Below are 23,247 nucleotides of genomic sequence, written 5' to 3' on the forward strand. Positions count from 1 at the left end.
CAAAAAAGCCCTAAGTATCATAACTTAGGGCTTTTTTATATGGCATGAAATAGTAGGTTTACCTATAGCAGCCTACGATTATTTTGATACCATTATTTTATACGCGCTATCAAATTGTCTTTTTTGACAAACTGATGATATAGAGCAGCACCGATATGAATAAGTGTAAAGGCAATAATGGTCGGCCAAATAATATCAGTATGCAGGTCATTATAAAAGCGTGCCAACCCTCTATCTGGTGTGACAAATACAGGGATTTGAAACAAGCCAAAAATATCGACGGGGCGTCCACCATAAACGGACATCAGCAAACCAGCTATTGGCATTGCAATTAATAAGGCATATAAGCCAAAATGCGACAGTTTAGAGGCTAATAACTGCCACTTTGGCATCGGTACAGGTGGCGGCGCCTTAATAAATACACGATTAAGCACCCGTGCTATCATCCAACATAACAAACTAATACCAAACGCTTTATGCAACCCAATATAAAGATTGTTATCCAAATTATCGTACAACAGAATCATTATCCACGTAACCAACAGTAAAACGGCACTGATCCAGTGAAATATCCGGCTGCTGACTGGCCACTTTGACACATTTGAATTGCTACTATTCATGAGCTGTCCTATTACCCTCATCACTAATTATCTATCATCAATGTTGTAGACAAAACAACCACTCATTCAACGATTAGCAATCATCAAAGTAATTGGGTAACCCTATTTCTCTGATAGTAGAAATAAACCCTGATATAAGCGAGAAGCTAACTGTCTAAATCGACCAATTGATGCGCAATTTTGTCTAAGTCGGGCACCAAATAAGCCTTATCATCAATCATAACCGTTTGGAAAAGATAGGATAGCATAACGTTTTCATCAAAAGGTAGGGCTGTTTTGTCGCTGTCTATATTATCGGCATGCTTAGGGCTGTTAAATTGCTCAGGAACGTCGATATCTTTGACCTCAGAAATACGCACTTGTCGCTGGTGCAGCTCGCCTGCCGTTTGTAAAGCTAAGCGATGATCGGTAGTATTGCCCTCTAATACAATCATGGTATTTGGCATTTTATCTTGTGGTAGCAGATGACATACCACTACCTTTTGCTGCTGCCATTCATAGGTTGCCGTGCGCTCATTATAATCATCCACACTCAAAATCAGGCTGCTTGGAATAAGCCAGTCAGGTTGGTCGAATGCTGGCACAATAGTGACATCAAGCATACCGTTATTCGTGGTCAGTAAACTCACTGCCTCAAACGAATGTTTCAAAATTTGTTTCATACATCGCTCACAATCAGTTAATGCAAAGAGGCTACTACTAATCTTTCATCAATATAGTCTGTTAGTTTTTGTGCTAAATCGGCTGGACTGCCAATAAAACCACAATACCCTGAATCAATAATCGCCTGAGGTTGACTTGGGCAAGCGCTTAAGCTGGGATCTTGCACCCACAATTGACTGTTGTTTTCTTGAATGAGATCCAGATACTGCGAACCATCATTACCCATGCCAGAAAATATAATATTGATAAGCTCGCTACCATAAACGTCGCTGGTGTTTTTGAGAATCTGACCAATCGCGGGCTTATACTCACCCTCCCAAGCTTGCTCTAGCAATATGACTCGACCGGTAGAGTCACAAACAATTTGCTTATCAATAGGAGCTATAAGACACTGTCCTGCTCTTAAACGCTGCGAAGAAGTAATTACCTGACAATGCCAGTCATTATGGCGATTCAGGATGCGTGGCAGTGTGCCAATCATCGTTTTATTAAAATGGTGCGCCAGCAAAATACACACTGGTAGCGTCGCCGACAAGTTATCCAAAAATTCTTTTATAGCACTCGGCCCGCCCATAGAAGCACCCAAAAATACTACGTAGCGCCAGTCTGCATCAGCATTATCAGGTTTGTGCACGGGTGCATCCATTAAAACGGGTAATGCCAGCATATGTGCCAGCTTACGCTTTAATTTGCGCTGCCATTTGGCATATTGCGGCGCTTCATTCAGATAAGGTGCTTGACTAAAACCCACCAACACCGCAGCAGGTTTAGATGCCGTGGTCGCGGCTACCACACTGTCGTCGTAATCACTATCTATTAGCCAGATGTCAATCGAGGTATCAGAGCGCCCCTGTTTTTCTTGCAGTTGCGCCCGTGACATACAGCCAACAAGGCTAAAACCACAACTGCGTACAGTATCTGAAAAGGCCATACGCTGATGATGGTCTTCTGCCACTACCATCACCTTAATATCATCCTTGTTTTTTCCTCTTAGCGCCAAAACACGTGCATTATCCTTCATAAGTTAAGCTGACCTTTTGACCCAGTATGTGCTGGATTTTATTAAGTAGCTCTTGTTCTTGGAATGGCTTACCCATGTAATCGTTCACGCCAATCTCTAGTGCACGCTCACGATGCTTTTCACCTGTACGTGATGTGATCATGATGATTGGGATATGTTGTAAGCGCTTGCTGTGTCTCACTTGAGTAGCCACCTCGAAACCATCCATACGTGGCATCTCAATGTCGAGCAATATCATGTCTGGTATCATGTCTTGTAATATCTCAATCGCATCGATACCATCTTTTGCCACCGCCACAGTAAACCCTTGGCGCTCTAAGAAACGTGACGTCACTTTACGTACGGTAACAGAGTCATCAACCACTAAAATAGTAGACTTAAACTCTAAACGACTTCGTTTAGCATCAGCAGATTGTGAGATATTTTTGACCAACTGCGCATTACGCATCAAAGCAATCAAGTCTAAGATAAGCATTACTGAACCATCGCCCATGATAGTCGCTGCTGAAATACCTGGTAGATTCGATAATTGTTGTCCTAGAGGTTTGACCACGACTTCAATACGTGACCCTGCAATCTGATCAACCTGCAATGCAATATTCTGTCCGCTACGATTCTTAATGATAATAAGTGGCAAACTGGTATTGGTATTAACGACCAGCTCATTCAGTTCATTGCCTGACAAAATCTCATTTAAATAACGCACTCGATAATCAACATCTTCAAAGTTCAACGTTGCATCACCTGACTGATAATAGTCATAAAGCTTCTCTGGATTAATCCGTACCACACGCTCAATCTGTACCAAAGGTATCGCATAATAGCGATCCGCGGCACGCACAACCAATGCATCAGATACCGCAACCGTCAGTGGTAAACGCATCGTAAAGCGTGAGCCTTTACCCAGCTCTGAGACAACCGATACAGCACCACCTAATTGACGAATCTCGCTGATGACCACGTCCATGCCCACGCCACGTCCAGAAATCTGCGTTACTTGCTTACTGGTACTCAATCCAGCATGGAAAATATACTGCATGATATCAAGATCAGTTAGGCTATTATCATTTGCATCAATCAAGCCTTGAGAAATGGCTTTGTTACGAACGGCTTCTACATCGATGCCGCGACCGTCATCTATTAACTGAATAACAATCTCACTACCTTCTCGATTTACCTCAAGAGTAATACGCCCACTACGCTCTTTACCTGCTTTTAAACGCGTTGAGGTATTTTCGATACCATGATCGACAGCGTTACGGAGCATATGTTCAAGCGGTGAAGTAATACGCTCTAGAATGGTTCTATCCATCTCATCATCGGCATTGATGATCGTTAATTCGACAGATTTATTCAGCTCATTGGCAGTTTGTCGTACGATACGCTCAAGACGTGGCGTTAAGCGCGTAAACGGCACCATACGTGAATTCATAAGCCCATCTTGTAACTCGGTCTGTGTACGAGACAGCTGTAATAAAAGGCTTTCACTGTCTCGTGTTTTTTCTAATAAAGTATGATTAATATCAATCAAATCTGAGGCTGACTCTGTCAAAGATTTGGATAACTGATTTAAAGAAGAATATTGATCCATCTCTAGAGGGTCAAACCCTTCGTGATTAATCAGCTCATCGTCTATCTGCGACAAGATCTGCGCCTCAAGCTCGATTTCCATTCGGCGTAACTGATCAGCCAAGCGCTGTACCGTAATACCCATATCTTCGATACTATTGGTCAAGCTACTCATGCCCATATCGATACGAGCACGGTTGATGGCTGACTCACCAGACAGGTTAATCATATGCTCGATCAAACCACCTGAGATACGAATCATCTCATTATTATTGGCACTTTGATCTTCCTCACCCGTACTGCTGAGCATAGAAGGCATCTCACTAATATCTTTTGCCAGATACTGTGAGTCTTGCTGTTCTCTAGCAATAAAGAGCGCTTCATGCTGCGATTGTAGGGATTCTTTAGGAATTTGCTTTAGGCTGTCAGGATTTTTACTAAATTGCTGCAATGCCTCAATCAATAGCGCAGGCGTCGGTGGATTGACATGTTGTCTAAGGATAGAGATCGCATCAGCAAGCCAGTCATGACTGGCAACCAGCAACTCCAATACTTTTTTGGTAGCAGGACGACGATTATCTACAAAATCTGTATAAACCGATTCCATTTCATGAGCCAGATCAGCGATACCAGCTGCGGTGACCATTCGTGCGCCACCTTTGATAGTATGCAAATCACGCTGCAATGCCTGTAATGCTGTCGTATTATTGGTATCTTTTAAGAACAGTTGCAGATACTTATTACGATTGGTGAGCTCTTCAGCCTCTTCTAAAAACACCGACAATATATCAGGATCTGGCAAACCATTCGCCCATGACTGTTTAATCATCATGTCTAGGCTCAAGGTATCCGATACGTCAGCGCTGAGGTGAGCGTTGTTAGCCACCCTACTTTGTGCTTCAGGTTCGAAGTGGGTTTTCGGAATAGGTATGATTAGCTCTACCATTTCTGGCAAGGCTTGGTCTTTTACAAACTGTTGTAACTGCTCTATCAGCGCTGAGGCAAAAAATGATTTTTTATGATTTACGATATGCAGTACTTGCAACGACATTGTGTCTTGCACTATTTGCATTATTTCAAGCCATTGTGCTGTCGGTATTCTTCTATTTTCTACGAATGCTTCATAGACACTTTCAGCTTCATGGGTCAGATCTCCAATACTACGAATACCTGCCATTCGCGCACCACCTTTGATAGTGTGCAGATGGCGCTGTAAAACTTTTAGTGCATTTATATTGCTGATATCAGCACGCCACTTATTAAAACTCTCATCCAGCGCGGCATCGAGCTCTTGAGCTTCTTCTAAAAATATCTCTAATAGCTCAGCATCAGTATCAATAGATTCAAGTTGTAGCTCAGGTGCTGCAACGGCTCTCACGACAAAGATACCCTCATCACCATTGCTATCATCGTCTTGGTAAATACGTTGTAGATCTTCAATAACTTGTTGGTCAATCTTCAATGACGTGCTACCAGCCAATGCGTCGAACAAACCAACCAATTGAGCATGACCAGCGTGTAAAACCGCTTGGGTATCGATATTTCTTGCTGTATCAATATTATCTTTCAAATAGGCATAAGCGTGACCCAACTCATTAAGAATAAAAGTGAATTTTGGAAACGCTTCTGCTTTATTGGCTAAGTAAGCTATTTGCGATATTTGCTGCGATATATAGCCCTGAACATGTGCTGTCTCAGAGTGATTAAGTGCGTCATCTAATTCCCACTCAGCATCCAATAGTTCATCAATATTATTGTCTAACAACTGCTCTATCGTTGGTTTGTTATCAGCCGTGACCTTACCATCACTAATGACGTATTGCTCACCAAGCATGGCTTGCAATGAGGCTATGTCTTGCTGACTTTGTGCATCTTCGATCGATATATTTTGCGGCTGAACGTTTTGCTTGTAGTTGTTTAAATAACCGTCCATTAGCGTAGCAGACTTCGCCAATGCTTCTAGATGTTGAGCATTCATGGCAGTATCTTGCTGCTGCAGTAGCTCTAAGCTATGCTCTATCGTTGCGCTAACCTCGCTGATCGCTGCTAAAGCACTAGAACCTGAAGCCCCTCGCAAGGTATGGAATGCGCGTACAATCTCATCCGTTACTTCAATATAAGGCTGATCTTGATGCTCATCAACGAATTGGTCAATATCTTGCAACAGTCCTTCTGCTTCGTCGATAAAAATCTCACAAAACATTTTTTCTTCTTCGCTTTGCGGTGCTAAATAAATAGGCGCTTCTGCTATCATTTCATTGACAGAATTAATCGTCTGCAGCGTGGTATCTATCGCTGCATTAAGATTATCTTGGGTAGGGCTATGCTCATCAATAGCAGGCGACAGTACTGACGCTTGGATGGTCTCATCCTCAGAACTATTTGATGCTTGCTCATACAAGGCAGAATAGCTAAATTCGTCCCCTTGCTGTTTGCTGTAGGCATTGGCGCATGCGATCCATAAAGGCACCATCACTGGATAGTTTTGGCTGTCATTTTCAAATACTGTTAGCATCGCAGGATAGGCAGCTAGCACATCAGCAATAAGCTGACGCATATCTGCTGAGACAGTCACACTATGATCCAAAATGCGATTAAGCATATTTTCTATAGCCCAAGCCAGCTCAGCCGTATAATTTGCACCGACCATACGACCGGAACCTTTTAAGGTATGGAACCCACGACGAATATCCACCAATCCGCTTAAGTCAGCTGGCAATAATCGCCAATCTTCATATAAAGGTACAATCTCAGCCAATACTTCATCAGCTTCTTCTAAAAATATCTCTTTAATATCAGGATCGGCATCATGAGCATCTGCCGCTAGCTGCTCGGTTTCTTGCATAAAGGGTTTTAGTATCGCTGGAATATCAATGGCAGATAAGGAAGCAACAGCAGTGCTCTTTGTACTATCAGCAGTTGTCTCGCTTGACTCATTGCTCATGTCGAGAGCACTTAGCAATTCAGCATCATCATCAAATGGTTGAGATAGTGCTGAGTCTGAATCAGCAGTGACAGCATCTAATATGGTCAGCCCAGCATTGATAGGTTGCTGTGTCATGAGGTTATGGCTTTGTAGAATAGTGACAGCAGGATCAAAGCTTGGAGATTGCTGCGCTTCAAAATCTATCACTAATGCTGGTAGCTGTTTTGCCGTATCCATCACCAGATTTACGACGTCATCTGTAACAGGCAGCGTTTTATCTAACAGACGATTGAGCAGATTTTCGATTGACCATGCCATCTCGCTGATGCTAAAAGCCCCAACCATACGTCCTGAGCCTTTTAAGGTATGGAACCCTCTACGCACTTCAGTGAGTGGGGTTAAATCCTTTGAATCTTGCTGCCAGATAGGTAGAAAGTCTTCTAAATCAGCAATGACTTCCGTCACCTCTTCGATAAAGATGTCACGAATCTCTGCGTCCATCTCAAAATTATCAGGCTTAACTTGCTCACGAGCACGCGTTAATGCTTCACTCTCCGTACTATCACCATCAGCCGTATCTTGCCCTACCACACGCTCATTATCTACATCAGTCAAAGCTTGGTTAGCAACATCATTTTGACTATTAGCAGGAGCAATCTCGCCACTATCATCGTAACGCAATACGTTGGTCGCTACGGATTTTTGGGTAAGGAAAGTGTCGCTAATCGTCTCTGGCGATGCAATATAATGAGTCAGAAGTTGGGCGGCAGTCGCAGTATACTCATTTGCCCGCATTAATAGCTGCGGGTCAAAAACCTGCTGCGCAAGGTAGTCAAGCAACAATTCAATAGACGTTAGTCCTTCAGCCAATGCCTGAGTCACATCCCAACTGAGTACGTCAATCTCATGAATGGTCAATTGTGTAAATATACTTGCCATATCATTCATGGTTTGACGAATTGATGGCAATCCCATGTCGGCAAAAGCATCGCCAATATCGGTAAAATCAGCAGCAATGGGCAGTAAGTCAGTGTCTTGACGCTGTACATATTCATGGAAGCTTTGTTTGACATCTTCTACCGCGATGCGCAGCTCACGTAAACTTCCACCAACAGAAGCCGTCGCAGGACTTTCTTCCGACTGCGTGTCAATATCTTCAAACGTTGCAGACAATGTCGTAAAAGAAGCGGCATCCCCTATCTTGAGAGATATCGTCTGTTCAGTATGATAGATAGCGTTATATAGCTCTTGAAGCTGACGCTCAATCTGCCATTGTTCTTGTGTAAATCCTGTTTCTGATGATAGAGCCTGCTCTATGTCTGTAACGATTGCATGTATTTGCGACACGTAATAAGTCCAACCTCGACCTTCGAGTTGACTTTGTATTTTCTGTAAAGGAACGAGAAGCGTGTCTGGCTTATCCAAAGTAAAGATAAGTGTCTCAAGCTCACTGAGTATACGTGGTAAAAAACGTGATCCCGTTGACGACGTTTGCGACAAATCATTTAGGAGTGACTGAGTACGCTTGCTACTTTGAGCAAGGCTATTTAGTTCGATATACACCCTTATGATTAAGCTTCGAATAACGCTTGACGACAACTCAGCTTGCTGAGTGCGAGACTCTATTACTTGATCCAGCTGACTTAGCAATGACGCATAATGCTCAGGTAATGGGGTATCATTATGAGCAAGGTCATTTAGCAACAGTTCCGTTAAGTACCAAAGGCGTTGTAAGTCATCATGTTGAGTGGTCTGCCATAAGTATTGGCTGACTCTTTCTAGTGTAGTCAATAAGGACGGTTGATTGGTATTGGCACTCAATAACGCTTGTACTTGCTGTCGCCAAACCAGTAATAATTGTTGATAGTGATAATCAGCTAAATGCGTCGCCGTTCTATTCGCCGGCATCATCACTTCGATGCTATTAATACCATCGATAATATGATCATCGATAGCATGATTATTTAGATTCTTATGCTGAGTATTCGCCAAGCTGACCGAGATATCTGGCGCTACCCCCAGTTTCGCTAGTGCTTGAGTAAGCTCGTCAGCAGCATTATCAATTAAAACGGTGTTGTGATTACCCATACCTGCGTATTGATTCAACTCACGCTGTAGCAAGCGATGAGAAAACTGACCAATGCGGCGGTCGTTAGCAGAAATACGATCGCGACTGCTAAGGTCTGCCAGCAAGCTCAGTTTATTGGCAAGATCTGCTAACAAATTAAGGCGAATCATCGTTAGCGCGCCGCCAACCTGATGATAATGTTGCACCATCTGCTCGTAATCAGTGCTATCAGCGTCTAACTGCCAGCCATCAGATATCTGTGATAATTGCTGATTAAACAGTGGTAATAACCACTCAAGCGTCACTATGTCATTGGGCTGGTTTTTCATAGGGTTATCCTAACTTGTCTAGGCACTAATCTAGACATTAATTTTTTGCCACACATTAACCTGTGGGTGCGCAATACGGCGCATATTTGAAGGACGCCAAAACAACGCCTCACCTGGAGCCAATATAATATATCCACCTAACACACACTGCTCTGATAGCCTTGCCAAAATATCACGCTGATCAAACTTGCGAAAATATAGCAGCATATTTTGACAGATAATGACATGCTGAAGGTGCGAAGTGCATGGTTTTTGCTCAATAATATTGTGTAAAGCGAAGCTAACATAGCGTCGTAATGTTGGCGCAATCTGCCAGTCGGTCTGAGTGCCAGTCATCGCCTTTTTTGCGGTAGACACCTTATAAAAATGCGATTGACTGATATCACACTTAGCTCGCAATGGCTGAACGAACTGCTGGCACAGGTCTGGAATTAACGACTGCTGCCGCTTATCATACTGCCCTAATCGTGCTTTCGTAATGGCTTGTTGGCTAACATCCGTACCCAATATCGTATAATTAATCAATTGTTCAGAAGCCAAGCTCATCGCCAATGACCATGTTTCTTGTCCACTGGCACAACCAACACTCCAAATGCGAAATAAATCATTAGCATCATTGTTGTGACCACGATCAGTACTAGTAGCAGTAAGCTGCTGGCGCTGATGCTGTAATGCACACTTTGTGACAAAATCGATAGAAGGCATATGGCGAAAAAAACGACTTTCGTGAATCAGTACTTTATCCAATAACTGCTGGCGTATTTCATCGTTTTTTGGTAGTTGACACCACAGCTTTTCAACTGTCAATCCATGTGATAATGCCGTGTGTTCAATCGCATTTATCAACCATTGCAGCTGGACATTGGGTAGAACGAAACCAATCTCTTGTTCTATATATCTCTGCCACTGCTGCACATCAAAACTGTCTGCCTGCAGCAAACCCTTAATCAACGAGGGCTTGATTGCTTTGATAGAATTGCTGTCTGGTTGAGTAAAATTATTCACGTCACCTGCTATAGTCACTGCTGCAAATCATCGTATCTGCACAGCATATTATTAACACATTAATTTAAAGACGGTCAGTGGTCTAACACCTACTTGACGTTAACACTTGTCATTACACACTTGCTGATAACGCTTCTTCGGTGTCCAACATCTCGTTTTCTAGTAGCTCATCATCGTTCGACACTTTAAAACCAGTGACTGACTCTTGCAATGCTGCAGCCATTTCGCTCAGCTCACCAATAGAGCGCGCGGTTGCCATTGTGCCAGAAGAGGTCTGTGAGGTAATATCTTGAATAATATTCATCGTATGGGAGATGTGACCAGCAGATTCTGCCTGCTGCAAAGCGGCGTTTGAGATGTTTTGAATCAAGTCAGCCAAGGTATTAGAAACGCTCTGCACTTCTTCTAGGGCTTCACCAGCATCTTTTGCCAAACGTGCACCGCGCACAACTTCAGAGGTCGTCGATTCCATTGACATAACTGCTTCGTTGGTATCTGCCTGAATGGTTTTCACCAAGGTTTCAATCTGCTTGGTAGCGTTAGCTGAACGCTCAGCAAGACGTTGGACTTCATCAGCAACGACCGCAAAGCCTCGACCAGCCTCACCTGCCATCGATGCCTGAATAGCAGCATTCAATGCCAAAACGTTGGTCTGATCAGCAATATCATTAATCAAACCAACGATATCACCAATTTCTTGCGAAGACTCACCAAGACGCTTAATACGTTTTGAGGTCTCTTGAATCTGATCACGAATCACGTTCATACCTTCAATAGAGCGCTGTACAACTTCCGCTCCATTATGAGAGATGGCTACTGAGCGCTGAGCAACGGTCGCTGATTCTGAAGCGTTGTTCGAAACTTGGTCAATCGATACTGTCATCTCATTAATAGCTGCTGATACACCAGCAATTTCTTGTGCTTGGTGCTCAGATGCTTCAGCAAGTTCGACTGCATTCATCTGTGTTTGGTCTGAAGACTGCGAAACGCGGTCAGCCGTGTTGTTAATAACCAAAACCAATTGACGTAATTGGTCAATCGCAAAGTTCACTGAGTCAGCAATTGCCCCAGTAAAATCTTCTGATACGGTGGCATTAACCGTCAAATCACCTTCTGCTAAATCACCCAATTCATCAAGTAAACGTAGAATAGCAATCTGGTTACGTTCGTTTTCTTCTTGAATTTGACGCGCTCGCTCAGATTCCGCTTCTGCTTCCTGACGACGACGCAAGGTTTCTTTTTCAATGAGTAGACGCTCTGATCCCCCACGCTGCTTCAGTAACTGATACAGAGCAAAGAGGATGCCTAATACCCCTACGACAAATATAATCGCTGGTAAAGTAACGGATTGATTAAAATCAGCCAAGTACTGACTTACTGACGATAACGAATTGACCAGCCAAATCAGGCAGGCCACACTTATTAGCACAAAAAACCCTAACAATAACTTCCACTTGCTATTAGCGTCCTTGCCATCTGTTGTATTGGTCGTACCAGCTACAGGTTTCTTTATAACATCACTCATCGTACGTATTCCTTTCAAACAATCATCAAAGTCTCATCGTGACTGACTTTGACAATCTTATTGTTATAAAAACAACAGTGATTAGCAAAGCCTGTATGAATACTGACACCCAACCGTATCATGTCATTCGCTATTATTTCGTCATCGTTATAGCAGCCAGATAGCTGTTATCGACTGCTATATTGCAGCATCGGTATACTGCAGGTCTTGTGCGAGCAGGCTTGGCATAAAAACATACCAATCTTGCTCATTTTTAAAGAACTTACCGTGATTATAAGGAGCAAAGGGCGAATTAGGCTCTATAGCTTCGGCACGGTATTGATCATGCGTAAATTGTTCAATCCCAATAACTTGATCTACTAACAGTCCTGAAAAGAGATTGTCATGTTCAATGACAATGACTTTGCGTTGGCTCATTTGCGTTAAACGACTAGGAACCTGTAGAAACTGAGACAAATCGGTGATTGGCAATAGGCGTCCGCGAATATTGGCGATGCCTAGCATCCAAGGCTTCACTAGAGGCAAGCTGGTATACTCTGGCATGGCCAATACTTCTGATACTTGACCCATCGGTGCAACTAACCGCTGTCCGCCGATCTCGAATACCACACCTTGCCAGTCATACTCTTGTCCACCGCGGCGACCACTTTTGCGCGCGCGTGCCAAGTCTGCTAAACGCAGAAGCTCAATAAACCCTCTGGAAGCCACAATCTACTCCATTACTTTACGAATGATATTAACCAATCCATTTTCGTCAACGGGCTTTGCCATGTACTCTTTAGCGCCTTGGCGTTTTCCCCAAACTCGATCGGTTTCCTGATTTTTGGTACTGATCATAATTACTGGAATATGCGCGGTGGTTTTGCCTCGAGTAATTTTGCGAGTGGCCTGAAAACCGTTCATCTCAGGCATAACCACGTCCATTAAAATGACATCTGGTAAGTGATCAATGGCCATCTGGCAACCTTGCTCACCATTTATGGCCTCTAATACTTTAAAATTATGTCTGGCAAGCATGTCGCGAAATTTTGCGAGTGGCCTGAAAACCGTTCATCTCAGGCATAACCACGTCCATTAAAATGACATCTGGTAAGTGATCAATGGCCATCTGGCAACCTTGCTCACCATTTATGGCCTCTAATACTTTAAAATTATGTCTGGCAAGCATGTCGCGAAATTTCGCCATCTCAGATGGTGAGTCGTCAATGACTAAAACTGTAGTCATAGGAATTTCCTTTATTTTCGAAAGTATCCATAAGGATATGTTGTTATATTATTGAGACAATCCGACTGAAAGTAGCACGCCAACCATGAATGGCAGGGCAACTCTCTTAACAGTTTCGATTAAATATTGAGCCGTTATTAGTAATATTTTATCAATACTAAACCTCTTAACCGTAATGCCCAGCCTAATTTATCTGACTCTATATAAAGCATAGCTATGCATAAATCATACCAACTTGTAAGACAATATTTAATGATATGTCTACAAGTGGACTTATTTATATTAGCGGTACTGATTAATTGCCTCGAACAGCTCATCTTTACTAAATGGCTTGGTCAGATACTCATCTGAACCCACGATACGACCACGCGCTTTGTCAAATAAGCCATCTTTAGACGACAACATAATCACAGGTTTGCTGGCATAATCAGGGTTGTTTTTTATTAGTGCACAAGTCTGATAGCCATCCAAACGCGGCATCATGATGTCGACAAAAATAATATCTGGATTGTTATCGACAATTTTTGCTAAAGCATCAAAACCATCAATGGCGGTCACAACTTCGCAACCCGCTTTTTGTAATAAAGTCTCTGCGGTACGGCGAATGGTCTTTGAATCATCAATCACCATTACTTTTAAACCATCAAAATTATTTTCCATTATCAGTGTCCTATAAACGACTATTTATTCTTAATACCATCCATCAATGCAAAAATTTAACGGTTATTTCAACTTGTCATATCATTCATTATTGGACTGATATGAGACGCTAAATTTGCATTACCATATGTTATGACAGTCGACATATCATCTGCCAGTATCTGCCTGTCAAACAGAGCATCAACATGGGCTACTATACGCACTTTCTAATTAATAAGCTTACTAAATTGCGCCAAATCTATGGCTTTCTAGACGACTTATTTTGCTTTTATTATCGTCCACTGCAACCGTATTTGGTCTAAAACAAGGTAAAGTACCTTTTATTACTGATGACCTTGACGATAAAAGAGGTAAGCCCGAAGTAGAATAACCATCAACCTTATGATATTTCTGCATTATATAGAAACGATGGGCACATTGCTGAATAATTTTATTTTGTGATAAAAATGTATCATTGTATTTTGTTATGTTTGTTTTAGCACAGTTATCAACTAATTTCCAGTTATGAGTGAGCCAATATTCGAACTGGTCAGTAATATAAAAATATGTTCAGACTAGCTGTCACTCCTACCTTAGCTAATGACTGGATTTAGTAGCCTTAATGTCAGCGGTTTATTAAGTCTTTTGCGCTTATTTCACCCAGTGGCAATTCACTATATAATAAAACGATGACTACTATGGTGACTGCTATGACGGCTTCTAAATTTTTTAAAAATAGCACCTATCTACTGAGTGCTTTTCTTCTTGCTGCCTGTCAGCCATCACCGCCTACCAATGAGCCTGTGACTGCAGAAAACAGTGAGACTGTAGATACCCCTATTGTCATTACCGACGATAGTGTGACCATGACGCCAGATCATATATTGAGCATAAAACCTTCACGTTATCAGCCTAGCCTTGGTTTACAAGGTAAGATCGAACCTATCAAACAGACTAAGCTTATCGCTGCATACCCCATTAACGTCGAAGAAATACTGGTTACTGAGGGTCAATGGGTAGAAAAAGATATGCCGCTGCTTATCGTTCGACGCGTGCAATCAGAAAGCAAAACAGCAGATGCATCTAACCCGGTCAAGGAACAATCTTCGGCATCGAACAGCATTGTCCCAGATTCTGAGATGACGAACGATGCGGTTGATGTAAAGCAAACACACTCACAAAAAACGGACGCTAGCTCAAAACCCAATCAGCCTACAGCAGAAAATGGTGCAACAACCACTAAAAACGACCCAATTGCTCACAAAGAAGAGGCAACAGCAAACGCCACAGTGGGCGCTCCTAAAAACGCAGTCGGCAATCCTAAAAACAATGACCAAACCAGCGCTAATAGCACGGCAAGCTCAAAACCGCAGCAGAGTCAGTATAATTTGGTCACTGTGCGTGCCAGTTTTTCTGGCCGTGTAAAAAACTTATATGCCAAAGCAGGTCAAAGACTAGAGGCGCGCACGCCTTTATTACAGCTTAGCGATGAAACTAAATTACACTTTATCGCGACCCTACCTATTCAAGCAGAACCACAACTTTCGGTTGGTCAGACTGTCAATTTTACAGCTGAAGGTATGTCGGAACAGTTCACAGGACAAGTCAGTAAACTGACCGCGACCAGCCAGCCGAAAAAGCTGTTGGTCTATGTTAACGTCATTGACAATGAAGCAAGTCGAGACAAGTTATTGCCAGATATGAAAGTCACGGGGCGGGTTAATTATGGTCAAATAGATGTGGGCACTATCGTACCTAAGCGGGCGTTGCACGATGTTGACTTGACAGAATTACAAACGTCACCATATAAGCCTCTGTCACCGTTAACTGCTAACGTGTGGATTATTGGACAGGATCAGCGCCTGACACGCCAGCCTATTGAAGTAGTCGAATATGACCCTATCACAAAGCAGTATTTAATTGCAGGTATTAGCAACGACAGTTTGATTTGTTTGGCTGATTTACCGGCTGATGCTAAAGGTAAAAAAGTCAATGTCTCATAGCTATGCATGCCGACAGTTACATTGTGTAGAAACATTAACAAAGCCTCTCTTGTTTTGTAACTGCGTAATTAGGCAATATGGCCGTATGATATATAGCATTAACCGAGTATTCTGAATCATTGGTATTAAATGACTCGATATCTTGAGAGTTTGAGAAATCTTAGAAAGTTTGAGAACCTAGAGGCTTAATCGTTTAACTGTTTAAGATCCTAAAATCAGCGATGTATTTATCGTGATACAAAATATCAAAACAGATGAGACGTTTGGCCAACCATAACAACAACTAGAGGATAACCCATGAGCAAGCAGATTTTATTAATCGAAGATGATCCTGATCTAGCTGAGTTAATCAGCGATTACCTGACCATGAATTATTATGACGTCCATCATGCAGGGCTTGGTCAAGAAGGGCTTGATTTATTGGATGCTAAAGAGCGTGACATTGATTTGGTCGTGCTTGATTTAATGCTGCCTGATATGGATGGTATGCAAGTTTGTCAAAAAATTCGCGGCAATAAAAACAACATGACCAATAAAGTGCCAATTATCATGTTGACAGCGAAAGGCGATACCACCGATCGCGTGCTAGGTCTTGAGATGGGTGCTGACGATTATATATCTAAGCCTTTTGAGCCACGCGAGCTTCTCGCTCGAATCCGTGCTGTTATTCGCCGTCATGAGCAGCCCAATCAAGCAGATAGCCAGTCTGATAGCTTGACCTTTGGTCGTTTGAGCGTCTTTCCTGATAGCCATGAAGTGACCATCGATGATGAGCCTGTTCGTTTAACGACGCATCAGTTTCAATTATTGCATTACTTTGCCACCCATTCTGGTAAAGTATTGAATCGCGAGCAACTGTGGCAAGCCATGCCCAACGATGACAGCTCAGATAATATTGATCGCGCCATTGATGTGCATATCTCGCGCTTGCGTGCTTTAATTGAAGATAACCCACGCCAGCCAAAACGTATTATTACGGTACGCGGTGTTGGTTATCAATTTGCCACTGATCAGGTTTGATCACAAAAGCGGCAAATTAATCGATACAAACCATACTTTTGATTTGTTTATGCAAATTAGAAGTATGAGTCGATATAAACGGCTGATAGTAGAGATAGTTTAATGCAGCAGTTGGGATTTCGTTCGGTATTTGCCAAGTTATTTGCCAGTGTCATGCTGGCACTTATTTTATTTGCAGTGGCGATGGTGCTGTTGACGCAACTTGTGCACGATAAAGATGCAAGTATTCGATCAGAAGTATTGGCCACTCAGATTTTAGGACAAATAGACCCTTTCTTGCATGAGCTGAATATCTCTGTTAGCGAGGACAATCGCTTGCAAGCGCGCTTTATGCTAGCAGTGGTCAAAAAGAGCTTTGATATCTTTGATGAGTCATTACAGGCAAAGATGGGCTTGTATGACAGCGAAGGTCGATTGCTAATGCAAACGGATAACAGCGATTTGCCGTTGGAGTTGCCCGCACCGCCCTCTTTATTTTCACGCGTTTTTCCCTCTCTCGCAGATACCTCCCCTACCAAGCAAGCTCAGGTTTATAGCAGCACCGGCTATACGCTTTTGTATGAATCACGCTTACCGCCTAAAAAACCAGTACTCTCTTCTGCGCTGAATTTATTTACTGGCACACTACTACTGTTACTTATTATGGCAGGTGTCCTATGGTGGATTGCTCGTACCATCACTTGGCGCATCAATCAGATGAGCCAGCAGATGGCGCAACTGGGTGATGGTGATTTTACCGTACGGGTGAATGCTCGTGGTAACGATGAGATCGCCTCACTAGCGCGTGGATTTAATCAAGCAGCACAAAAAATCGAACACCTTATCGATGCCAATAACCTGCTCTTAGCACATGCTTCTCATGAGCTACGTACCCCCATTACTCGTATTCGCTTACAGATTGAGATGATGGATATGCTCGCAGGGGCGCTACCATCTGATACCAAAGCAAAGTTTGATAAACGTGCGCAAGCGATTAACCGCGATTTGTCAGGGCTTAATGATTTGGTAGAGAGTATCTTATTGGTGAGTCGTTTAGACGCCGGTCATGCCTTGCAGCAAGTTGAAAGTTTAGATTTATATGATTTAGTGAATCAAGAACGTCAACATTATCCTGAAGCGACGCTCATTGGTGAACATATTGTGATCGATGGTCAATCATCGATGTTGACCCATTTGATTCGCAACTTGTTAACCAATGCCATGCTACACGGCAAGCCGCCCGTGACGGTACTATTGTATGGTGTGCAAACTATTGATGAAGCAGATACCATACCTGATTACCTGCTACAAACGATACTCTGCAGTAGCTTTGCCGATTATAATAGCTCTGATTTTGACTCCTATCACGAACCAATCGAGGTTAATGAAGACAATACGCGTAATCATATTGCGCATAGTCATACACACTCAAACGATTCTTCTCATAGTACTGGTAAAGTTAAATCTGAAGCAACGGATGCTATTATCGTGTTGCCAGCACCACCGATATATAGAAACGGAGAAAATATTGCGGTTGAGCATGATCTCAATTCTGATACCGATGCCGATGTGAATATAGAGACTAAAATCGATAAGGCTGATATTAATAATATCAACGGAGACATTGACTCTATTGAGACCTGTGCGACAACAGAATCTACTGATGCGAATAGTGTTCAAACTGACGCAAGTACTTCGGCAAACTCAGTCAACAGTAACGATACCGTTGGAAGCACCAGCGCATCCTCATTGATTGCTAATTATCATAACTTTACCAATGATTTGACTGACAAAATTAAAAAGGTGGTTTGGAAAGCAGTTCCTGACACTGAAGAGCCGTCTGCAGTTATCAATGACGCTAAGAGTACTGCCTTGAATGATACAGCTGCCAAATCCAAAGGCGCCATAACAAATAAAGGGGGCAATACACGCGACAAGGGTGATGCTCAAAATAACACTCAAAATCCTACAGAAGTACTCAGTACACCGCGCAAAGAAGGCTTGTTTGCCAAGCATCTAAAAAAAGCCAAGACCGATCCTGTACGTCCATTACCGAAATATGCAGTATTAGCAGTGATTGATGAAGGCACGGGTATTCCAGAAGACAAACGTGAAGAAGTATTTAGTCCATTTGTGCGGTTGCAACAAAAAAATAAAGGTTCTGGACTAGGCTTATCGCTAGTATCACAAATCGTTACCGCCCATCAAGGGCGCATCATTACTGATACGTTGAATGGACATACCAGGTTTTTAGTTGTCATACCAGTCAAGCACGACCCACATTATCACCAACATGACTAGGGCGTTTCTTCAATTCAATCTAGTAACCTTTAAATGGGCTAAATTTTGCCAAACATCGTCAAATAGCTTATCAATATCTAGATATTATTTGTGCTACTTTCCTTGTTTAACGGCGATTTATCTCATTTTTATCACCATTTTTAAAATAAGGACACAACCTAGTCAGCGATGCTATAGTAGATTCAATTTAAAAGTAGTACAGGGCAACTGAGTGTAGATGTATATTTAATACTTCAAGCGAGGTTAACGCAGTAATACTTTTATAGTGGAACGACTATATAAGGTGCTATGAACAGACACTTCATTCTACTCGATCATCGTGACTCATATTCTACAAAACCCCTCTTAATAATAGCTATTAATCATAAGCCTATCACGGATGTTCATATCCAAAGTGCTCGATAATATGCTATATTAGCGCCCCTTATTATAGGGTTATTAACGGTTGTTTCTTAATTGGCTTCTTACATTGTTAAAGAGGCCCGACAGCGCGTTTGTGACTATTAAAAAAATTATTGAATTTTGAGCCCTCCATGAATGACATGATTGTCTTAAACAATGTGACCAAGAGTTTTTTAAGCGACCGATCAATCAAAGACAAAGATGGCAAACCACATTGGTTTACTGCCGTTGAACCGACCTCGTTATCTGTCCAGCAAGGCGAAATCTTCGGCCTAATGGGATACTCGGGTGCCGGTAAGTCTACTTTGCTACGCCTAATCAATATGCTTGAGCGTCCAGATGCTGGTCAAGTCATCGTCGATGGCACTGACTTGACCACTTTGTCTGCCAGTGAATTGCGTATCGCTCGGCATAATATTGGTATGATTTTTCAGCAATTTAATCTGATGTCCAATCGTACTGTTTTTGACAACGTGGCCTTTAATTTAACCGTTTCAGGATATCCGAGCCGCGACATTCATAAAAGAGTCATGGATTGCCTAGAGATTGTTGATCTAACAGACCGCGCTGGTCACTACCCTGCGCAGCTGTCAGGCGGACAAAAACAGCGTGTCGGTATTGCCCGAGCGATTGCCCCCAGTCCTAAAGTATTATTGGCTGATGAGCCAACCAGTGCGCTTGATCCTGCGACGACCCGCAGCTTGTTGACTTGTCTACGCGATATCAACGAACAACTTGGCGTCACCATTGTGATTGTGACTCATGAGATGAGTGTCATCCGTAGGCTGTGTGATCGCGCCGCATTACTGCACCAAGGTCAACTCTTGGAAGTTGCGGATGTGAGAGACGGTCTGATTCAAGCGACCACCCCGATTGGCAAAGGCTTAGTGCACGAAGACTAATGAGGCAGGAGAAATAAATATGTTAACTGGTAGTGAATTATCCGCCTCGATAGACAAGCTGTTTGCCCTGCGCAAAGAGATTGTGAACGCGTTTATTGATACATTTATTATGCTTGGCATCTCAACGACGGTGGCCATTGTCATCGGTGGGTTGTTTGGCGTATTTTTGTTTTTATCCAGTGATCGACAGTTTTTGCAAAACAAAACATTGTATGGTCTGCTTGGTGGCATCACCAACTTTATGCGCGCCTTTCCATTTGTCATTTTGATGATTGCCATGAGCCCATTTACGAAAGCTATCGTTGGCACAGGTATTGGACCGATTGCGGCCTCATTGGTACTCGCCATTGCAGGTTCGTTTTATTTTGCCCGTTTGGTCGAGCAAAACTTACGCGAAGTGCCACGCGGCATCATTGAGGCGACCGAATCTATGGGCGCACGTCCACTGACCATTATTAAAGTTTTACTCAATGAAGCACGCTCAGGACTGGTATTGTCCGTGACGATTCTCTGTATCAGCCTGCTCTCTTATTCAGCAGCGGCGGGTATGATTGGCGGCGGTGGTCTGGGGGATTTAGCCATTCGTTATGGCTACTATCGTTATCAAACGGAGGTAATGATTTTTATCGTTATTGTCCTATCAATAATGGTTGTATCCATTCAAGCATCAGGTAATTGGTTGGCTAACCGTTTGGATAAACGATAGAAAAAAGACTTAGACAAAGCCAGTTAACGCTAATATGAATAATACTCAGGGTTTAATGCCGATTCATCCTAAGCAAAATGCTTGACTTTGTTACTGAGACCCTTTAATTTTGATACTAACTTAACAGTCGTTAACTTAGCAGCATTACTATCCCTAATGTTGCTTTTTTAATGGCCAGCGTTTGCCCTCCATCCCATCCCTCTTATTAAGGAAGCTCCATGAAATTAACAGATATCAGCCGTCAGTTAGCGACTGCATTTGCTGCCGTTGGCGTATCAAGCCTAGTCTTGGTTGGTTGCAACAACTCATCAGCACCAGAAGCAACTAAAGAGCCTGTTACTGAAGGCTCAACAGCAGAGACTGCCGCTAGCGATATCGATCCTGAGCATACCAAAATCGTCATCGGTACCACCGAAGGTGACTTCGCTGATATGGTGCGTAACCAAGTGAAAAGCTCACTGGAAGCGCAAGGTTACGAAGTTGAGCTGATTGCTTTTACTGACTATGTACGCCCAAACCTTGCCTTGGCTGAAGGTGATTTGGACATCAACATCTTCCAGCATAAGCCTTATCTTGATACCTTCAAAAAAGAAAACAATCTTGATCTGGTAGAAGTTTTCCAAGTACCTACTGCCCCACTTGGCATTTACTCAGGTAAAAAGACCACGCTTGATGATGTTTATAAAGGCATGAGAGTCTCTGCACCAAATGATCCAAGTAACTTTGCTCGTGCGCTGGTAATGATGGATGATCTTGGCTGGATCACGCTAAAAGACAATATTGACCCACTAACGGCATCAAAAACTGACATCGCTGATAACAGCAAATACGACATTGAAATCATTGAGCTAGAAGCCGCTCAATTGCCACGTGCTCGTGATGAAGTCGACTTTGCCGTCATTAATGGCAACTATGCCACGGATGCTGGTATCAAGCTGACTGAAGCGCTATTTCAAGAGCCTAGCTTTGCTTATGTCAACTGGTCAGCCATCAAATCAGCAGATGCTGGCAAAAAATGGGTCGAAGATGTGACCAATGCATATAACTCAGAAGCCTTTAAAAAGTATGCTCATGAAACTTTCCCTGGTTATAAGTACCCAAAAATCTGGGGCTCTGATCACAGTGCGCACACGGATACCGCAACAAAACCTGCACCTGTAGAAGCTGCTGCTCAATAAGCTCATAAGCCAAAAACACTTAAATCCAAAACACTTAAATATCGTCTTCGTCCCGATTGTAAACGCCCATTGCTAGATAGTGATGGGCGTTTTTTATGGACTCGATTTTACGATTTTTATTTTTTAACCGCGCGCTGCTGTCTATCAGTTACTAAAAATGACGTTACAGCCTGTTTGTCCTTTGTAGGAAAGCGTCACGTGCCCTTTTACTTGCTGCCAATTTTTTCTATAGTGGGTAGGTCAAATAGAGAGGGTGATCAGAATATTGATGATTCGATGCTCTATCAATAAATACATAAATAACAAGGATAATAAGATGCGTGCTAAAACTTATAATATTCGTACCGCTGGACAAGCAAATATTCCTGTACTAGGGCTTGGTACATGGCAATCGACCGGTCAAGATTGTGTTGATGTCGTCAGTCAAGCGTTGAAAATGGGTTACGAGCACATCGATACCGCTCAAGCTTATGGTAATGAAAAAGAAGTGGGTCAAGGTATCAAACAATCAGGGGTATCTCGGGATAAGTTCTTTTTGACCACAAAGATTTTTCCTGATGATATGAAGTTTGAGCCTGAGAAATTGATTGCAGCCGCCAAACGCTCTTTAGCAGATTTAGATACTGATTATGTTGATTTGCTACTATTGCACTGGCCAGATGACCGTGTTCCTTTATCTGAAACCATTCCTGCCTTGTGCGAACTACAAAAACAAGGTTTGACGCGCCATATCGGCGTCTCTAACTTTAATATTGCCAATATCATTGAAGCTGAGAAATATGCTGATGTGCCGATTGTGGTCAATCAGGTTGAGTTTCATCCGTTCATCAAGCAAAAAACCTTGCAGACTTTTTTGAACAATCACCACATTCTACTCGAAGCTTATTCACCACTTGCACGCGGGGATGTATTCGATAATGAGATTATTAAAGAAATCGCTGACAAACATAATGTCACGCCAGCACAGATATCATTGGCTTGGATTCTGGCAGACAAGCATCGTATTGCTATCCCAAAGACTGCTAACCCTGATCATTTACAAGGCAACTTAGACGCTATAAAAGTACAATTAAGTGCGGATGATATTGAGAAAATCAGCAGCTTAGCGCGTGCTGATGGGCGCAAAATTAAGCATCCAGATTACTCGCCTGAATGGGACGACTAAG

At 42.6% G+C, this 23,247-nt stretch carries 16 protein-coding genes and 1 pseudogene; 7 read left to right on the plus strand and 10 right to left on the minus strand.

The window, feature by feature from the left end:
* Nucleotides 1-92: 92 nt before the first annotated feature.
* The 10 genes and pseudogenes from JMW64_RS11395 to pilG form a co-directional block, all read right to left on the minus strand.
* Nucleotides 93-620, minus strand: coding sequence for a cytochrome b (locus JMW64_RS11395; protein ID WP_055124766.1), 528 nt, complete (start codon nucleotides 618-620; stop codon nucleotides 93-95).
* A 146-nt stretch (nucleotides 621-766) separates the two neighbouring features.
* Nucleotides 767-1,282 (minus strand): hypothetical protein, encoded by a 516-nt coding sequence (locus JMW64_RS11400; protein ID WP_045453512.1) that lies wholly within the window; start codon nucleotides 1,280-1,282, stop codon nucleotides 767-769.
* 17 nt (nucleotides 1,283-1,299) lie between these two features.
* A complete protein-coding gene (locus JMW64_RS11405; RefSeq protein ID WP_045444048.1) occupies nucleotides 1,300-2,304 on the minus strand; it encodes a chemotaxis protein CheB in 1,005 nt (334 codons plus the stop codon).
* A complete protein-coding gene (locus JMW64_RS11410; protein ID WP_201554769.1) occupies nucleotides 2,294-9,196 on the minus strand; it encodes an Hpt domain-containing protein in 6,903 nt (2,300 codons plus the stop codon). Before JMW64_RS11410 ends, JMW64_RS11405 begins: the two co-directional genes overlap by 11 nt.
* 30 nt (nucleotides 9,197-9,226) lie before the next feature.
* Nucleotides 9,227-10,168, minus strand: a complete 942-nt coding sequence (locus tag JMW64_RS11415; protein WP_406947505.1) for a CheR family methyltransferase — start codon at nucleotides 10,166-10,168, stop codon at nucleotides 9,227-9,229.
* A 145-nt stretch (nucleotides 10,169-10,313) separates the two neighbouring features.
* Nucleotides 10,314-11,387 (minus strand): annotated as a pseudogene (locus JMW64_RS11420) (methyl-accepting chemotaxis protein); the annotation flags it as partial.
* A 516-nt stretch (nucleotides 11,388-11,903) separates the two neighbouring features.
* Nucleotides 11,904-12,434, minus strand: coding sequence for a chemotaxis protein CheW (locus JMW64_RS11425; protein WP_055124771.1), 531 nt, complete (start codon nucleotides 12,432-12,434; stop codon nucleotides 11,904-11,906).
* 3 nt (nucleotides 12,435-12,437) lie between these two features.
* Entirely contained in the window at nucleotides 12,438-12,743 is a 306-nt protein-coding gene (locus JMW64_RS11430) for a response regulator (RefSeq protein WP_201554770.1), read from the minus strand.
* Nucleotides 12,727-12,951 carry a response regulator gene (locus tag JMW64_RS11435; RefSeq protein ID WP_201554771.1) on the minus strand — a complete coding sequence of 75 codons (225 nt, stop codon included), beginning with the start codon at nucleotides 12,949-12,951 and terminating at the stop codon, nucleotides 12,727-12,729. Before JMW64_RS11435 ends, JMW64_RS11430 begins: the two co-directional genes overlap by 17 nt.
* Nucleotides 12,952-13,233: 282 nt before the next feature.
* Complete coding sequence (gene pilG, locus JMW64_RS11440; protein WP_045453505.1) at nucleotides 13,234-13,611, minus strand: twitching motility response regulator PilG; 378 nt, start codon at nucleotides 13,609-13,611, stop codon at nucleotides 13,234-13,236.
* A gap of 689 nt (nucleotides 13,612-14,300) precedes the next feature.
* Here pilG and JMW64_RS11445 point away from each other — a divergent pair.
* The 7 genes from JMW64_RS11445 (at nucleotide 14,301) to JMW64_RS11475 (ending at nucleotide 23,246) form a co-directional block, all read left to right on the plus strand.
* A complete protein-coding gene (locus JMW64_RS11445) occupies nucleotides 14,301-15,593 on the plus strand; it encodes an efflux RND transporter periplasmic adaptor subunit (RefSeq protein WP_201554772.1) in 1,293 nt (430 codons plus the stop codon).
* A gap of 297 nt (nucleotides 15,594-15,890) precedes the next feature.
* Nucleotides 15,891-16,613 carry a response regulator transcription factor gene (locus tag JMW64_RS11450; protein WP_045444030.1) on the plus strand — a complete coding sequence of 241 codons (723 nt, stop codon included), beginning with the start codon at nucleotides 15,891-15,893 and terminating at the stop codon, nucleotides 16,611-16,613.
* Nucleotides 16,614-16,715: 102 nt separating this feature from the next.
* The gene (locus JMW64_RS11455) at nucleotides 16,716-18,893 is read left to right on the plus strand and encodes a sensor histidine kinase (protein ID WP_201554773.1); all 2,178 of its coding nucleotides are present in this window, start codon (nucleotides 16,716-16,718) and stop codon (nucleotides 18,891-18,893) included.
* Nucleotides 18,894-19,426: 533 nt separating this feature from the next.
* The gene (locus JMW64_RS11460) at nucleotides 19,427-20,197 is read left to right on the plus strand and encodes a methionine ABC transporter ATP-binding protein (RefSeq protein ID WP_055124775.1); all 771 of its coding nucleotides are present in this window, start codon (nucleotides 19,427-19,429) and stop codon (nucleotides 20,195-20,197) included.
* A gap of 19 nt (nucleotides 20,198-20,216) precedes the next feature.
* Nucleotides 20,217-20,903, plus strand: a complete 687-nt coding sequence (locus tag JMW64_RS11465) for a methionine ABC transporter permease (RefSeq protein ID WP_060491817.1) — start codon at nucleotides 20,217-20,219, stop codon at nucleotides 20,901-20,903.
* Between the two features lie 218 nt (nucleotides 20,904-21,121).
* The gene (locus tag JMW64_RS11470) at nucleotides 21,122-22,081 is read left to right on the plus strand and encodes a MetQ/NlpA family ABC transporter substrate-binding protein (protein WP_193009030.1); all 960 of its coding nucleotides are present in this window, start codon (nucleotides 21,122-21,124) and stop codon (nucleotides 22,079-22,081) included.
* Nucleotides 22,082-22,397: 316 nt separating this feature from the next.
* A complete protein-coding gene (locus tag JMW64_RS11475; protein ID WP_055124778.1) occupies nucleotides 22,398-23,246 on the plus strand; it encodes an aldo/keto reductase in 849 nt (282 codons plus the stop codon).
* Nucleotide 23,247: the final 1 nt, after the last annotated feature.

The sequence above is a fragment of the Psychrobacter immobilis genome, assembly GCF_904846065.1.
Taxonomy (GTDB): domain Bacteria; phylum Pseudomonadota; class Gammaproteobacteria; order Pseudomonadales; family Moraxellaceae; genus Psychrobacter; species Psychrobacter immobilis_H.

Bases quoted from the DNA above. Each gene is read 5' to 3' on its own strand.
- JMW64_RS11435 (WP_201554771.1), bottom strand. From the start codon at position 12,951: ATGACTACAGTTTTAGTCATTGACGACTCACCATCTGAGATGGCGAAA.
- JMW64_RS11470 (WP_193009030.1), top strand. From the start codon at position 21,122: ATGAAATTAACAGATATCAGCCGTCAGTTAGCGACTGCATTTGCTGCC.
- JMW64_RS11460 (WP_055124775.1), top strand. From the start codon at position 19,427: ATGAATGACATGATTGTCTTAAACAATGTGACCAAGAGTTTTTTAAGC.
- JMW64_RS11465 (WP_060491817.1), top strand. From the start codon at position 20,217: ATGTTAACTGGTAGTGAATTATCCGCCTCGATAGACAAGCTGTTTGCC.
- JMW64_RS11400 (WP_045453512.1), bottom strand. From the start codon at position 1,282: ATGAAACAAATTTTGAAACATTCGTTTGAGGCAGTGAGTTTACTGACC.
- JMW64_RS11405 (WP_045444048.1), bottom strand. From the start codon at position 2,304: ATGAAGGATAATGCACGTGTTTTGGCGCTAAGAGGAAAAAACAAGGAT.
- pilG (WP_045453505.1), bottom strand. From the start codon at position 13,611: ATGGAAAATAATTTTGATGGTTTAAAAGTAATGGTGATTGATGATTCA.
- JMW64_RS11455 (WP_201554773.1), top strand. From the start codon at position 16,716: ATGCAGCAGTTGGGATTTCGTTCGGTATTTGCCAAGTTATTTGCCAGT.
- JMW64_RS11475 (WP_055124778.1), top strand. From the start codon at position 22,398: ATGCGTGCTAAAACTTATAATATTCGTACCGCTGGACAAGCAAATATT.
- JMW64_RS11430 (WP_201554770.1), bottom strand. From the start codon at position 12,743: ATGCTTGCCAGACATAATTTTAAAGTATTAGAGGCCATAAATGGTGAG.
- JMW64_RS11395 (WP_055124766.1), bottom strand. From the start codon at position 620: ATGAATAGTAGCAATTCAAATGTGTCAAAGTGGCCAGTCAGCAGCCGG.
- JMW64_RS11445 (WP_201554772.1), top strand. From the start codon at position 14,301: ATGACGGCTTCTAAATTTTTTAAAAATAGCACCTATCTACTGAGTGCT.
- JMW64_RS11410 (WP_201554769.1), bottom strand. From the start codon at position 9,196: ATGAAAAACCAGCCCAATGACATAGTGACGCTTGAGTGGTTATTACCA.
- JMW64_RS11450 (WP_045444030.1), top strand. From the start codon at position 15,891: ATGAGCAAGCAGATTTTATTAATCGAAGATGATCCTGATCTAGCTGAG.